At 60.0% G+C, this 14,677-nt stretch carries 15 protein-coding genes; 10 read left to right on the top strand and 5 right to left on the bottom strand.

The window, feature by feature from the left end; all coding sequences use genetic code 11:
• The first annotated feature begins 191 nt into the window (after positions 1–191).
• Both MOP44_RS17915 and MOP44_RS17920 read left to right on the top strand, forming a co-directional pair.
• Complete coding sequence (locus MOP44_RS17915) at positions 192–1,556, top strand: M48 family metallopeptidase (protein WP_260791618.1); 1,365 nt, start codon at positions 192–194, stop codon at positions 1,554–1,556.
• A 202-nt stretch (positions 1,557–1,758) separates the two neighbouring features.
• A complete protein-coding gene (locus MOP44_RS17920) occupies positions 1,759–2,073 on the top strand; it encodes a hypothetical protein (RefSeq protein ID WP_260791619.1) in 315 nt (104 codons plus the stop codon).
• A gap of 111 nt (positions 2,074–2,184) precedes the next feature.
• Here MOP44_RS17920 and MOP44_RS17925 read toward each other — a convergent pair whose 3' ends face one another.
• Positions 2,185–2,670 carry a hypothetical protein gene (locus MOP44_RS17925; RefSeq protein WP_260791620.1) on the bottom strand — a complete coding sequence of 162 codons (486 nt, stop codon included), beginning with the start codon at positions 2,668–2,670 and terminating at the stop codon, positions 2,185–2,187.
• Between the two features lie 630 nt (positions 2,671–3,300).
• Here MOP44_RS17925 and MOP44_RS17930 point away from each other — a divergent pair.
• The 7 genes from MOP44_RS17930 (at position 3,301) to MOP44_RS17960 (ending at position 8,511) form a co-directional block, all read left to right on the top strand.
• Entirely contained in the window at positions 3,301–3,567 is a 267-nt protein-coding gene (locus MOP44_RS17930) for a helix-turn-helix domain-containing protein (protein ID WP_260791621.1), read from the top strand.
• Positions 3,568–3,635: 68 nt separating this feature from the next.
• Positions 3,636–3,947: a hypothetical protein gene (locus MOP44_RS17935; protein ID WP_260791622.1), complete on the top strand. Its 312-nt coding sequence runs from the start codon at positions 3,636–3,638 to the stop codon at positions 3,945–3,947.
• 78 nt (positions 3,948–4,025) lie between these two features.
• Positions 4,026–4,388 carry a SpoIIAA family protein gene (locus tag MOP44_RS17940; RefSeq protein ID WP_260791623.1) on the top strand — a complete coding sequence of 121 codons (363 nt, stop codon included), beginning with the start codon at positions 4,026–4,028 and terminating at the stop codon, positions 4,386–4,388.
• 715 nt (positions 4,389–5,103) lie between these two features.
• The gene (locus MOP44_RS17945) at positions 5,104–6,216 is read left to right on the top strand and encodes a M24 family metallopeptidase (protein WP_260791624.1); all 1,113 of its coding nucleotides are present in this window, start codon (positions 5,104–5,106) and stop codon (positions 6,214–6,216) included.
• 48 nt (positions 6,217–6,264) lie between these two features.
• Positions 6,265–6,762, top strand: a complete 498-nt coding sequence (gene accB, locus MOP44_RS17950; RefSeq protein ID WP_260791625.1) for an acetyl-CoA carboxylase biotin carboxyl carrier protein — start codon at positions 6,265–6,267, stop codon at positions 6,760–6,762.
• Positions 6,763–6,861: 99 nt separating this feature from the next.
• Positions 6,862–8,214, top strand: a complete 1,353-nt coding sequence (gene accC, locus MOP44_RS17955; RefSeq protein WP_260791626.1) for an acetyl-CoA carboxylase biotin carboxylase subunit — start codon at positions 6,862–6,864, stop codon at positions 8,212–8,214.
• Between the two features lie 12 nt (positions 8,215–8,226).
• Positions 8,227–8,511, top strand: coding sequence for an LptF/LptG permease family protein (locus MOP44_RS17960; RefSeq protein WP_260791627.1), 285 nt, complete (start codon positions 8,227–8,229; stop codon positions 8,509–8,511).
• Positions 8,512–9,105: 594 nt separating this feature from the next.
• On the opposite strand, the gene MOP44_RS17965 is transcribed toward MOP44_RS17960, so the two are convergent.
• Entirely contained in the window at positions 9,106–10,434 is a 1,329-nt protein-coding gene (locus MOP44_RS17965; RefSeq protein WP_260791628.1) for an EAL and HDOD domain-containing protein, read from the bottom strand.
• A 116-nt stretch (positions 10,435–10,550) separates the two neighbouring features.
• Here MOP44_RS17965 and MOP44_RS17970 point away from each other — a divergent pair, with 116 nt between their 5' ends.
• Entirely contained in the window at positions 10,551–12,908 is a 2,358-nt protein-coding gene (locus MOP44_RS17970; protein ID WP_260791629.1) for a c-type cytochrome, read from the top strand.
• Between the two features lie 85 nt (positions 12,909–12,993).
• Here the strand turns inward: MOP44_RS17970 and MOP44_RS17975 are convergent, their stop codons facing one another.
• From MOP44_RS17975 to MOP44_RS28130, 3 genes are all read right to left on the bottom strand, one after another.
• The gene (locus MOP44_RS17975) at positions 12,994–13,461 is read right to left on the bottom strand and encodes a hypothetical protein (protein WP_260791630.1); all 468 of its coding nucleotides are present in this window, start codon (positions 13,459–13,461) and stop codon (positions 12,994–12,996) included.
• Between the two features lie 377 nt (positions 13,462–13,838).
• Positions 13,839–14,189, bottom strand: a complete 351-nt coding sequence (locus MOP44_RS17980; protein ID WP_260791631.1) for a hypothetical protein — start codon at positions 14,187–14,189, stop codon at positions 13,839–13,841.
• Positions 14,140–14,628, bottom strand: a complete 489-nt coding sequence (locus tag MOP44_RS28130) for an FRG domain-containing protein (protein WP_390905444.1) — start codon at positions 14,626–14,628, stop codon at positions 14,140–14,142. The genes MOP44_RS17980 and MOP44_RS28130 overlap by 50 nt, the downstream gene beginning before the upstream one ends.
• Positions 14,629–14,677 lie beyond the last annotated feature (49 nt).

A 14,677-nucleotide genomic window follows, 5' to 3' on the forward strand; every position in this document is an offset into this window, starting at 1 on the left:
TTCATTTGTTAATTTTCAGCCGATCGGATGCCGCGCGCTTTGTGACCGTCCCATCGGCCTTCTGGTCCCGCGTCTCTGGTGCCTGGTCCTGATTGGAATTATTCTTCCTTACGGGTGCCGAACGAGCACATACTAGCGTCTAACAGTTCGAGCGAAGCGGAATGCATAGATTCGTATGCGGAGGTGAGGGTATGACGACTGGTCTTAACAGGTCCCCGAGGTGGGCGGGAACGGTCGCCGGGCTTGCCCTTGCGTTGACGACAGCCGTCTGGTCGCAGTCCGCACCTCCGTCTGACCAGCAAACCGACAAGCAGCAGGCTCCCGCTGCGCAGCAGCCAGCCGCCCAACAGCCCAGCGCCCAGCAGCCCGCGGCGCAGACCGGCGACAGCCAAAGCCAGCAGCAGCCGGCCAGCACCACCGCTGACAAGCCCGCCCCGGGGACGCAGCCGGTTGCCGGTGACGTTCCGGCGCCTCCGCCTGACACGAAAGCCGACAAGAAAGATAAGCACAACAAGAAGAACAAAGGCGACAAGGACGAAGCCTCAGCCAAGGATTCCGACGAGAACGTGAAGGTCGATCCCGACAAGGTGGTTGAAGTCGGCAGCGAGAAGCAAAATGTGAAGCCGGGCAGCAAGGAAGACGTCAATGCTGTGGGCAATCGCGAGATCGGCGGCCGCGGCATGGGCAACTGGTACTCGACGGACTCGGAGATCAAGATGGGCAAGGGCTATGCCTCCGAGATCGAGAAGAGCACGAAGTTCATCACCGACCCGGTGATCACGGAATATGTGAACCGCGTGGGACAGAACATCGTCAAGAATTCCGACTGCAAGGTTCCGTTCACGATCAAGATCATCGATTCCGATGAGATCAACGCCATGGCGCTGCCGGGCGGGTTCTTCTATGTCAACTCCGGGCTGATTCTGAACGCCGATGAGGAAGCCGAGATGGCCGGCGTGATGGCTCACGAAGTTGCTCACGTCTGCGCGCACCATGCGGCACGCGAAATGACCCGCATGAACTACACGCAGATCGGCATGGTGCCGTTGATGATCATGCTGCCGTACACGTGGACCGGATACGGCATTTACGAGGCCACACAACTCGCGATTCCAATTGCGTTCCTGAAGTTCAGCCGCGACTTCGAGGCCGAGGCCGATTACCTGGGCGTGCAGTACATGTATCGCGCCGGGTACGATCCGCAGGCGTTTATCAGCTTCTTTGAAAAGGTACAGGCGCTGGAGAAACGCAAGCCGGGCCTGGTGGCCAAGGCGTTCTCCGACCACCCGCAAACTCCGGACCGTATCCTGCACTCGCAGGAGGAGATCGCGCGCATCTTGCCGGCGAAGGACGAATACACAGTTACGACCTCGGAGTTCGACGACGTGAAGGCTCGGCTGGCGCGGATCGAGAACAAGCGCCGTCTGACCGACACCAAAGACAAGAACAAGCCCTCGCTGCGCCGGGCGAGCACCAGCAGCGATCCGAACGCGCAGGGAAGTGACAGCGGGGACGATCGGCCGACGCTGCATCGTCGCGAGGACCAGCAGCAGTAACTCCAAGTCATAACGTTCAAGAAGCGGGCGAGCCGAATCGGGCTCGCCCGCTTTGCACGCGGTCAACTTTCGCTTGTGCCCGGTTTTCGCAGAGGGTAGTCTGTTCATTAGACCCTCCGGGAAATCTCTCTCTGGCCGCCGATGATCGTGCGGCTATATCTCTGGACAAGGGGGCGCGAGGGTAGTTGGACGGGCTATCTCTATGAAAAAAATAGCGCTGGCGGTTGCTGTCTTTGTATTTATTCTGCTGCTGACCAAGATTGCCAATCAGGTGCCGCCGGCGCCGCCGCCGGGCACCACCTTCTGGCTGAAGGCCCAGCACGTGATCCAGTGCAGTGACACGGAGATCACGATGGTCGATCCGAAGCAGAAGTCGACCCACCTCTACAAGGACAACAGCTGGCCGGATTGCTCGACCTACGACGGGAACTCGGTTCTGGATTTCTATTTGGCCCGGGGCGACAAAACACACTACCTTTCAAGCGAGCAGACGGCCTGGTGGCGCAAGCAGCTCTAGCCGGGCTGGTTGCGATCCAGTACATTTCTGTGATTTCCGTAGTGAGTGGCCCCCGGCCTTGATCTTTCGTTCGCGCCGCGGGCTTGTTCCGTTCAGAGGTGGTCGAGGCGCTCAAAACTCGAACTGGACTGCGGGGAGAGACTGCGTGCCTTCGGTCCGCACGCCGTCGAGCTGCCAGGGATCGAGGCCCAGAGCCTTCAGGATGGTAGGCGCGACCTGGAGGGTACCGACCTCGCTATAGACCGTCTTCGCCTTGAACTCCGGATTCGAGAGCAGCAACATCACGTTGGTGTCATCGTGCGCGAAACCGCCGTGTTCCTCCTGCTTCTTGGTGCTGCCGGTGTAGATCACGCCCACGTTCGGCGTGACGATGATGTCCGGGGTGCGCGGGTCGCCGCTGGGGGGCAGCCCCGGGGTGTTGTAGTTGAGGGCGACGGTGGGGCCGTAGAAGATCTGGCCTGCTCCGATGGCCTGCTTGTTCGCCTCCAGCAACGAGACCGCCTGCGGGGTGTAAGAGGGGTTGGTCAGCCAGAGCAGCGAGACGTCGTCTTCAGTGGAACCGATGCCGGAGCCATTCGGATCTTCTGACGGAGGCATGGCGGAGTGCAACTGATTTGAGATCAGCGTCGCCGGTGACAGGCCGTTGGTACCGCTGTGGCCGGGGATGGGGAAGAACAGGTTGGGATCGATTTGCGGGGAATCTCTTCATCGTATTCTCCTCGTTAAAAAGGGGTTGCAATCGCCAGGGGGGCGAAGTTGTAGTCAGGTTCAGGGAGCAGAGTCTGCGCAGGTGCCGCTGGCTGAAATGCGGGTGACTGCGAAGGGTTGAGCACAAGGCAAGAAGAGAAGAGTTCAGGACGGAACTCCGGGTAGAGAGGCGGGGAGATCGGACTGTTCCCGTCTGCCGAAATATAGGGGCCGGGGAGACGGGCAGGTGTTACAGGACGGTTTCAGAGCGGTCAATTCGTCGTCATTTTGCGGGAGAGCTTTCGGGGCTCGGTCCGAGCCTAGCCTCGGACCCGGCACCATAACCATTACCGACCCATTGCTTGTGCTCTGGCCGGCTCGGGGCCCCACGGCTTGCGTGCGAGAAGCGCGATGTCAGTACGGAGAGTGGGCCGGACCCGGAAAAAACCCGAAAGCCCTTGAACTCCCGGCAAAACCGCGTTATACACAAGAACACCGGCAGATCTGCCGGAATCTCTCGCTCATATCGGAGGCACACTTATGCGTATAGCCCGGTCTAACCTTCTTGTCCCCGAGGTGCGTGAGGTGATGGATATCCGCCAAGCCTCTGATTATTTGGGGATTTCGCCCGACACTCTGTACAAATACGCTTCCGAGGGCTTTGTGCCGGCATTCAAGCTGGGGAACCGCTGGAGGTTCAAGCGCAGCCGGCTGGATGAGTGGATGGACCGGCAGTCGGAGATCCAGTCCGGCGCAGTGGACGTGCAGCCGGAGCAGAAGAAACCGCCCAAGGCGGCGGGAGATTGAATTAAGGTTCGAAGACTTCCACTTTGCCCAACAGGCGGCGAGACTAGAAGGTAGACAGCGCTGCCCGCATGGACGAACAGAACCTCGGACTCTTTCTACAAATCGGTGATGACATTGTTGCCGACCTGGCGCGCGCCGGTTATTTCGCACAGCTTGATGACCGCCTTTGTCCGGCTGATCCCGCTCAGCCGCGGACAGAGTGTATTCATCGGTTCGTGGGGTCGATAGCCATTCTGCGCGAACTGCCGGTGGATCTCTACGATATCGAGCGGATTCTGAATTTCTTTCGCGCCCAGGGAGCGCACTGCGACTGCCAGGTGCTGATGAAGCTGGCGCCGGAGAGCCGGTTTCGGGAGCAGTGCGGGTCGGCGGCGGGGTAGAGGGCCATTCCACTTCCAACTTGCGTAAATCGGTTCTCGTCTTCGTTCGCATCCAAGGGGAGGGAGGAGGGCCTCACATTGCCAATTCAAACCGATGGATCTGCAGCCAATCACATGGTAGTTCGGGCGACGGGCAAGCTCACAAAGGATGAACTCATCCAGTTCAGGAAGGATTTTGAGCTATTTTTGCACGACCGCGGGAAGCTGCGCATGCTTTTCGATGTGACGGAGTTTCATGGATGGGATTCAGTAGGGGCGTTGTGGCAGGAGGCCAAGTTCGACCTCGAGTACCTCTCCAAGGTTGAGCGTTTGGCGGTGGTGGGAGCGAAGAAGTGGCAACAGGCGCTGGAAGCCGCAGTGAAGCCCTTTGCGCATCCGACGACGCGCTACTTCGAGGCCGGTGAGATGCAGGCCGCGCATGATTGGCTGATAAGCAAGTAGCCCTACCGGTTCACATGGCCGTTTCCATCCAGGCGCGGTCGCGCAGGGGAGCGGGCTCTACGAATTTAGTTTTGCAGTCGAGACAGAGCAAGGTTCGACGCAACTCACCGATGGCTGTCATATCCAATAATCTGTGACCTTCGTGTGAGTGGTGGTCCGGGTCTTGTTTAGGATCCTGTAGATATGCCATGCATCACCTCGCGGCGGTGTGGTTCTCATCATCTGAATTGAAGCCGCATGAAGATGGCGTGATGTTTTTTGCAGCTTTAACAGGGAAGCGCTACGCTCATAAGACCGACGTAGTTCAGGTCGGATAGACATTGGGGTCCTTTCAGTCCTTCGTTCCTCTGCTGCGAAAGGAGACTCGATGGAAATTCAGTGCCGTTATTGTTTCTCTTCGGACCTTCATCGCTCTGGTCCTCGCGTTTACGATGTAGTGCCAATGTTGCTGCTATTGCGTCCGGTTCGCTGTCACACCTGCTCGCGCAGGCAGTTCCGGCCGCTCTGGCTTACACGGCGAAAGTCTCGATCGAAGGACAAGAAGGCCGCCTGATTGATAGCCCGGCGGATATCCGATTTTGGGTTCGGATCTCGGAACGGTCCCCAGATCTGTTTCATCATTGAAAAAGCGCAGGGCTGCGCTGTTGCCGGTACCACCGGGCAGGGGTGCTTGTGCGCCTGCGCGGGTGCGCCGCAGCATGATAAAACTAGACGGGTGGAGCACTTACGTCGCATTGGCGCATTGCGCCGCAAGCTGACTCGGACCGGACTTTCGGGGCTCCTGGTCACTCATCTTCCCGATCTCAGATACCTTTGCGGGTTTACCGGCTCCAGCGCTGCCCTGGCAATTACCCGACGCACGGCGCGCATGTTCACAGACGGACGCTACATTGCTCAAGCGAAAGCCGAGGTTGCGGGAGCGCAAGTGGAGATTGTCACGCGCGCTCCAGCGATAACCGCCGTGGAGTGGCTGGCCGCGCAACTCGCGAGCCAGGGAGCGTCGCAACCGGAGCAGTTCGCTGGGTTCGACCCGGTTCACACGACCGTGGCCGATCTGCAGCGCTGGAAGGCCGCACTGCCCGCGAAGCTCAGGCGCAATTTCCTCACGCCGATTGCTGCGCCGCTGGTGGAGCCGCTGCGGCTTGTGAAGGATGAAGACGAACTGCGGATCATGAGCGAGGCCGCTCTGCTGGGGTGCCAGCTCTTCGATCACATGCTGGGATATTTGCGGCCGGGACTTAGGGAGATCGAAGTGGCAGCGGAACTCGAGCACCAAGCGCGCCTGGTTGGCGCGGAGGGGATGTCGTTCGACACGATAGTTGCTTCAGGGCAACGATCGGCCCTTCCGCATGGGCACGCAACTGAGGCGCGTCTGCCGCGACGCGGATTCCTCACGCTGGACTTCGGTATAATCCACGATGGCTACTGCTCGGATATGACGCGTACCGTTTACTTTGGCAGCCCCAGGCCAGAGGAACGCAGGGCATACCAGGCAGTGTTGGAGGCACAGGAGGCAGCCGTTGCGGCGGTGACCGCGGGCGCCATATGCGGCGATGTGGATGAAGCCGCACGAAGCGTTCTCCGCAATGCGGGACTTGCCGAGGCATTTACCCACTCCACCGGCCACGGAGTGGGACTTGAGATTCACGAATCGCCGCGTGTCGGCGCGAATCAGACTACCCGCCTGCAGGCAGGCATGGTAGTGACCATCGAACCGGGCATTTATCTGGAGGGCCGGTTCGGCATACGCATTGAGGATATGGTGGCCGTAACGCGCGATGGAGGCGAGATCCTGACGCCGGCGCCGAAGACCCTCATCGAACTTTGATTGCGTTTTTCTCCGCTCGCTCGAAGGGCGAGAAAAGTTAAGGAACGAATGAAACCCGAAGATATTGATGATCTCAAGCAACTGGTCGAATTCCTCAAAGAGAACCAGGTGGCCGAATTCGAGCTGGACCAGGGCGACCAGAAGATTCGGCTCAAGTTCAAGCAGCCCGAGGTGCCTGCGCCTATTGCGCATGTGATCGCCGGTGCACCGGCGATGATGGCTGCGCCTGTTCCCATGACCATGGCTGCCCCTGCGCCGGCTGCCGCGCCGCCGGCGGCTGCGCCTGCGGCTGATCCTGACGCAGGGCTGCACATCATCAAGTCGCCCATCGTCGGGACGTATTATGGCTCGCCGTCTCCTGGTTCCGCGCCGTTTGTTGCGCCTGGAGACCGCGTGGAAAAGGGCCAAGTGATTTGCATCGTAGAAGCCATGAAACTGATGAACGAGATTGAGTCCGATGCATCGGGTGAAGTGGTGAAGGTGCTGGTGTCGAACGGGCAGCCGGTGGAGTTTGGGCAGCCGCTGTTTGCTGTGAGGACAGCGTAGTCAGCGTGATAGCGGCGTTAGTCGAGTCAGGCTGACGCCGCAGTCGCTTCTTCGACGTACGCCATGGCTAACTCCGCTAAGTCCCGCTGAAGGATAAGAATGTTTCGCAAGGTACTCATCGCCAATCGCGGCGAAATCGCATTACGCGTCATTAACGCCTGCAAGGAAATGGGCGTTCGCACCGTCGCTGTCTATAGCGAGGCCGATCGCAACTCGCTGCACGTCCGGTTTGCCGACGAGGCTATCTGCATTGGGCCGCCGCGTCCGGCGGACAGCTATCTCAACGTGCCCGCGGTCATCTCCGCTGCGGAGATTGCCGACGTTGACGCGATCCATCCGGGGTACGGGCTGTTGAGCGAGAACGCCAACTTCGCCGAGGTCTGCCGCGCTTCGAACATCAAGTTCATTGGGCCTCCGCCGGAGGTGACGCGTCTGATGGGCGAAAAGGAAAAGGCCCGCCAGGCGATGAAGAAGGCCAAGGTGCCGATTCTGCCTGGGTCGGATGGAGTAGTTGCGGATGAGGCCGACGCGCTGCACTGGGCGAAGAAGGTCGGATATCCCGTCATCCTGAAGGCCAAGGCCGGCGGCGGCGGACGGGGCATGCGCATTGTGCGCACGCCGGAAGAGCTGCCGAACCTGTATCACTCCGCGTCGACCGAAGCTGCGAACGCGTTCGGCAACGGCGAGCTTTACATGGAGAAGTTCATCGAGCGGCCGCGGCACATTGAGTTCCAGGTGCTCGCCGATGAGCACGGCAATGTGGCTACGCTGTTTGAGCGCGAGTGCTCGATTCAGCGGCGGCATCAGAAGCTGATTGAAGAAGCGCCGTCGCTGCAGGTGACACCGAAGATCCGCCAGGAGATCGACCACACCCTGCGCCGCTGCCTTACGGAGATCGGATATCACAACGCTGGCACGATCGAGTTCCTGATGGATGAGGACGGCTCGATCTACTTCATCGAGATGAACACGCGCATCCAGGTGGAGCACCCGGTAACGGAACTCATCACGGGCGTTGACCTGGTGAAGGCGCAGCTGCGGATTGCTAGCGGCGAAAAACTCAGCGATATACTGCCAGCCAAGCTGGAGATACGCGGCCACGCGATCGAGTGCCGCATCAATGCGGAGCATCCGGTGAAGTTCACGCCTTCGGCCGGCAAGATCACGGCGTTCAATGTGCCAGGCTTCAACGGCGTACGGGTGGATACGGCGCAGTACGCGGAAGGCGTGGTGCCGCCGTATTACGACTCGCTGATTGCAAAGCTGATCGTGCACGGCAACACCCGCGCCGAGGCGATCGCCAAGATGGAGCGCGCTCTGAGCCAGTTCGTGGTGCAGGGGATCGAGACGAGCATTCCGCTGCACCAGGAAATCTTCCAGAATGAAGATTTCCGGCATGGCGTGTTCGACACGAAGTTCATGGAGCGGTTTCTGGCGGCCAGGAACAGTTAGGCAGATCGGGTCATGAATCTGACTATCGTGCCCGTGTCGTTGATCATCCTAGCTGCCGTTTCCGTGCCCGCCGCTATGTTGATCCCCAGGTCAAGAGCGAAGGGCCGGATGCGGCTCGCGGGCTCACTGCTGCTTGGAATGGGCTTCATCTCCGAGTTTCCTGCGGCGCTGCATGATGTGCCGCCACTGTGGCGGGCTGCCTTGGTTCCGATCGGTGGCCTTTTTTTGGTTTGGGCAGGGATACGGAAATATCGGCGCGATCCTGAGGGCCGCACCTCTCCAGCGCAGATCCTGTAAGACTTCAACAACTCCAGCCCTCAGGCCCGACATCAAACCGCGGTTACTTTCCGTCCTTTCTGCGGCCGTCAGTTGCGCTGGCAGGCAATGTTCAGCTTCAGGTCCAGGCTTCCTGTCACGGCACCGTAAAACTCCGGTGCTGCTCGGGACGCGCTGTTGGTAACCAGCCGACAGTCTCCAGTGTGGTGTGGTTGATCCTTCTAATGGTGCGTGCCATGCACTTTCGTGTACTTAACTATGGGTGTACAGCGTGTCAATCTCTAGAATCACTGGCGAATATAGCCGGTGGCAAAGGTGAAAATATGAGCTTCGAACCTGAGCAACTGGAGATTCTTAGACGTACAGCAGAAGAGGATTTCAAGCGGGATATGGCGGATATTGAGCGACTTCAGCGGCGGCTTTTCGGAGCGGCCATGGTCGCCGCACCACCTGCTGTTTCCACACCGCGAGCTCTCTCGTACGGAAGGCTGGATCCAACAACCCAGCCTTCGTTTGAGGGAATCGCTTCCTCGAGCCTTTGATTTTGTCGGCAGTGATGGACGAATCGGAATGCTCGCTGAGTAGCGACGTTACGATCGCCGGCGAGTGGAGTGTTCAGCGATGGGCCGGCTGCAGAGGTCGCGGTGTGCCGGGCATCGGCTCACTGCGCTCTTCTCCAGCCGATTCCGTAATGACAGCCTCCAGGGCGCTCATATACGTCTGGGCCATGAGAGCGGGGCTCAGTCCGTATTGGGCGGCGATGGCTTCGCATTCGGCGATGTCGTTGGTTTCGAGCGCTTCAAGCCAGGAGAGCAGACATCGCTCGCGCGCCGCGCCGCCGGCCAATGCATCGCAGATCTCCCTGCGCAGAGGCAGGCCAGGGAGAATGGTGTGCATGGGGACCTGGAGCATGGCGGGCAGAAGGCTTAGCATTCCCAGCAAATACATCTCTTCAGAATCGAGGCCGGCAAGCTTCGCGGCGTCAGCGCAGAACCGCGCCCTTGTCTGCGCCATGTGCAGGAGTTCCGAGGACTGATTCTGGTTGAGAGCGCATTGAATGGCCAGTGTGGCGATGCGCCGAAAGACCTTGTCGCCGAGGATCAGAAGGGCCGTCTCGAGGGACTTTACGGGATTTCGGACCGCGCAGAGCGGTGAATTGACGAACCGCAGCACACGGAAGACGAGCGATGGGTCGCGGCTGACGAGCGGGACCAAAGTCTTGAGATCGAGCGGATCCTTGAACAATTCCTGCAGGATCTGCATGTGATGCGCCCGGTCGGCGGGGACGGTGGCGTTGGGAAACAGTTCTGGATGGCAAAAGTAGAAGCCCTGGAAGTACTGCACTCCCGCGGCGCGCGCCTTGCGATACGTATCGTGAGTATGGATGTTGTCGGCCACCACGGTGGCGTGGGTGCGGTAGAGCTGGTTGCACAACAGGTGCCAGTCGGGCGAGTCGAGGTTGGTGATGTCGACCTTAATGTGATGCGCCAGGCTGAGCAGCGGCTCACGCGGGTCGTCGAGCGAGTAGTCGTTGAGGGCGAGACGGAAGCCCATCTCCTTCAGGCGGATACATTCGCGTTCCACCGAGGCGGGTACGCTGTCAAAGCGAGGAATGGCGAGCACGGTCATGTGCGGCGGCAGGCCTTCAAAGAGCGCGGCTTCGAGCGCCTCGGCGCCGCACTGCACGAATCCCCATGCGCCACCGGTGAAGCGCTCGATTCCGAAGAAGGAGAGCACGTCGAGCATGCCCCGCGAGGCGTGGGAGAGGCCGCTCTCCGGGGGAGCTTGGACCAGAGCGTGAAAGAGCAGATCGTAGCCGAACACAGCGCCGCGCCTGTCGAGAATAGGTTGCCGGGCCAGATATCCCACGCGCCGCAGTTCTTCTTCGACATTCTGTTCTGTTGCTATGCTGCCGAATCCCGCCATTTCTTTTTTATCGGCCACCTTCGGCTGAAGTTCAGAGGCGTCCCTCTGCTTGATCTGTTTGGCTTCCCACCTTTGCGCAGGGGATGTAACAATCGCTTGCGGAATCCAACTGTCCCCGGGAGATCTTCTGTACGATGCCTGCTCGCTCTGCGACCCGCTCAGCCCTTGCCTTTCTTTTTGTATCTGGTCTTGTTGTTCATTCATCCGCGCAGAAAAGCGCTGGCGGAAATGCGGACTGGGCTGCTTATAACGGTGGGCTGAACGGCGACCACTATGCCCGGCTGACGCAGATTACGCGCGCGAACGTGCAGAAGCTCAGGCAGGCATGGGTGTACGACACGGGGGAGCCCGGCGGGATTCAGACGAATCCGCTGGTGGTGAACGGGGTTCTGTATGGGTACACGCCAACGCAAAAGGTGATCGCGCTGGACGCAGCGACGGGCAAGTTGAAGTGGAAATTCGATTCGGGCATCAAGGGCAATCAGCCGGTGCGCGGACTGAGCCTGTGGAGTGACGGCAAGGAGAGGCGCCTGTTCGCGGGAGTGATGAACTTCCTGTATTGCCTCGATCCAGGAACGGGGCAGCCCATTACGAGCTTTGGGGAAAATGGACGGATCGATCTGCGCAAAGGACTGCGCGAGCCGTGGCAGGATCAGTCGATTGCGCTGACTTCGCCGGGGGTGCTCTACAAGGACCTGATCATCGTGGGCGGACGCGATCCTGAGACGCATCCTGCGCCTCCGGGGGATATTCGTGCCTTCGACGTGCACACGGGCGCGGTGCGTTGGGTGTTTCATACGATCCCGCGGCCGGGTGAGACGGGCTACAAGACCTGGCCAAGGGATGCGTATAAGACTGCGGGAGCCGCGAACAACTGGGCGGGCATGACACTGGATGAGAAGAAGGGAATCCTGTTTGTTCCGACTGGATCAGCAGTGATGGATTTCTACGGCGGCGATCGGCTGGGAGACGATCTGTATGCCAATTGCCTGCTTGCGCTGGATGCGGCGACGGGCAAGCTGCTGTGGCATTTTCAAGGCGTGCACCACGACATATGGGATCGCGACTTTCCCACGCCCCCGGCGTTGTTCACGATGAAGAAGGATGGCAAGGCCATTGAGGCGGTCGCGCAGCCGACGAAGCAAGGGTGGCTGTACGTGCTCGATCGAGCGACGGGCAAACCGCTGTTTCCGGTGAGCGAGAAGGCGTATCCAGCGAGCACGGTTCCGGGCGAGGTGGCGGCGAAGACGCAGCCGCTGCCGGAGTGGCCGAAGCCGTATGCGCGGCAGCAACTGACCGAAGACATGCTGACGACGCGCACGCCGGAGGCGCATGCGTGGGCGGTGCAGCAGTTCCGGGAGATGCAGTCGGCTGGGCAGTTTGTGCCCTTTCTTGCCGGTGGGAAAGAGACGGTTGTGCTGCCGGGGTTTGACGGCGGCGCGGAGTGGGGTGGGCCGGCGGTGGATCCGGTGCACAACGTTATCTATATCAACGCGAATGAAATGGCGTGGCTTGGTGGGCTGCAGGCTGCGGGCAAGACAAACAGCGCAGGCGAAAAGATTTATGCGGATCAGTGCGCGGTGTGCCATGGCGTGAATCGCGCGGGATCGCCGCCGGATTTTCCATCGCTTGTGGATGTGACGAAGCGGCTGCCGGAGGAGAAGATCGCTGCCACGGTGCAGGGCGGCAAGGGACGCATGCCGGGGTTCCCGGATGTGGCGGGGCAGAGGCTCAAGGATCTGCTCGACTATTTGAGGACTGCGCCGGCGCAGGCGGAAGACAAGAAGGAAATGCAGGCCGGTGCGCACGCCGATGATCCGGAGGGCGCGAAGGTGTACGCGCGCCGATGCGCGATGTGCCATGGCGAGAACAGGCAGGGAAATCCGCCTACGTTTCCACCGCTGGCGGATGTGGGCGCTCGCCTCAATGCGCAGCAGGTTACCGATCTGGTCCACCACGGCAAGGGCCGCATGCCCGCGCAGCCGGTGCAGGGAAGCGAACTGGCCGCTCTGCTGCGGTATCTGAACATGAGCGATGCAGCGGATGCGGGATCAGCTGTGCCGGAGTACACGTTCGCGGGGTACAAGAAGTTTCTCGATTCGGAGGGCTATCCGGCGATTGCACCACCGTGGGGGACGCTGAGTGCCATTGATCTGAACACGGGGAATTATCTGTGGAAGATCAATCTGGGCGAATTTCCGGAACTGGTAGCAAAGGGGATGAAGGACACGGGCAGCGAGAATTACGGCGGCCCGATTGTGACCGAGACGGGGGTTCTGTTCATCGGGGCGACGAATCACGACCGCAAGTTCAGGGCGTTTGACTCGTCAAATGGAAAGCTGCTGTGGGAGACGGTGCTGCCGTATCTGGGGAACGCGACGCCGGCCACTTACACGATCGACGGCAAGCAGTATGTGGTGATCGGGGCGAGCGGGGCACGGGACTCAAAGACGCCGCAGGGCAGTGCGTACGTAGCCTTCAGCCTGCCTTAGACGGGCAGAGGGAGAGTTGCAGCGGATTGGGAAGCCCCTGAGTCTCCGGCTGGGTAGGTCGTCGTGACAGGGGCTTTCCTGGTGCCTAGTGGGTGGCCACGGCGACAGGTGTTGTGCTGGCCGCTGCCGTGCTGGCGGCTGTCGTGCTGGCCGGCAGCTCATTAAGGATCCCTACGATGCCTGTGGAAACTGCCTGACCAACCCTTTGAACCTGATCCGACGTGGGTTGAGCGACCCCAAGCGACTTCAGCACTGCAGAGATGTTCGGAGCCAGAGCAGCGGTTACGGCAGCGGCTTTTTGTGCGCCGGTGCCGCTCTGCGTGCCTGCCTGCGCCGCAGCAGACTCGACCGATACGACCTCACGCAATCCCTGATTGATGAGGGAGGAAACGTTCTGCAGTTGGCTGCCAGTGGCCGGGTTCACGGCGGCGGCAACGCCGGTTGCCACGCCTTCTACCGTCGAAATGGTACTCTGCCCCTGGGCGCTGCCGAGGAAAGAGAACACGTGGCCGGCGTCGTGGACGACGCTGGAAAGAAACGATTTGAATCCCATGAGACGCTCCTTTGCTTCATTGATTTATCGGTGGGACAGTTCGACGCTGCGTGCGCCGCGGAGAAACCTGGCGTACCCTGTAACGGGTCTCTGCGAGCCGGTAAATGCTCCCGCCACCTTCTCAGAAAGCAGGAGGATATTCCCACCAAGGCAAGAATGTCGGCGATCCCCAGATAGAAACAGGAATGCTCGAACAGGTCGTTGGACCGCAAAATCATACACCCACGATTCAGTGGTACGCGACGCAGAAATTGTGACCGCGATCCTGAGGCTAACGCTCGCCGATCGGGAAGCTACGCTGACCTATACCGTGCAGGGCAGTGCTTATGTGGCGTATTCACCGCCGCAGAGAAGGCTCGCGGTTCCTGTCAGCGCGGTTACCAGGCCGTCCCGTAATAGCGCTTAAGCCAGGCACAGAGGCCGGGCAAGCCCGGGAAGAGCGTTCGTTCCGATACGTTGTTTTGATCAAGCATGTCCCGGACTTCTGCTTTTACGGAAGCGTCGATGATGATGCGACGCAGCAGGCCCGGATTGCTCTTGAGGTGCTTCTCCAGGAATGCAGTGTGGGAGGAAGCGCCATTGTTCATGATCGATAGAAGTCCGGACTGACTTGCGATCCGCATGTCGAGCGAAGGAGGCTCCCAAAGCAGCATCAACTCGCCATCGATAGCACTGGAATCAAGCGCATCCAGGGTCCGGAAACTCTGCTCCAGGATTGCTGGCTTCATTCACGCCTCGCAGTAAAGATGCGTCCACACTCCAGATTGCTCCGTCGTCCTTCTTGTACTTATCGTCTCCGCATGCGAAGTGTGCTGCGACGAGCGGGGATGTTGTCCAGTCGAGGCAGCGGGTCGGCAATCCGTTATGCTGGCCGACCGCGAGCATGTACCATTCCGATTTTTCATCGAAGCTTCCTGAACTCGCATATTTTCTGAAGCTTCGCAGCAGAGAACGCTCCACGACCTGGGGTTGCGTTGTGGGGAGCTTCGAGATGCGTTGCAGGCTTGTGTCCAGCGACCAACTGGCAACGTCGACCCCGCGAAAAACATAAGGAGAGCGGAGATGGTTGCCTTCTTCGGGACGCGGCTGAACGACCTCTCTCGAGTGCAACTCGGAAACCAGCTCGAGCCATGACTTGACATGAATCTCTCGGCCCAGGGATGGCATGGGTTACTCCTGAAGCTTGGTCCTGATGACGATACAGCGCATTCCAAGG

The sequence above is a fragment of the Occallatibacter riparius genome, from assembly GCF_025264625.1.
Lineage (GTDB): Bacteria > Acidobacteriota > Terriglobia > Terriglobales > Acidobacteriaceae > Telmatobacter > Telmatobacter riparius.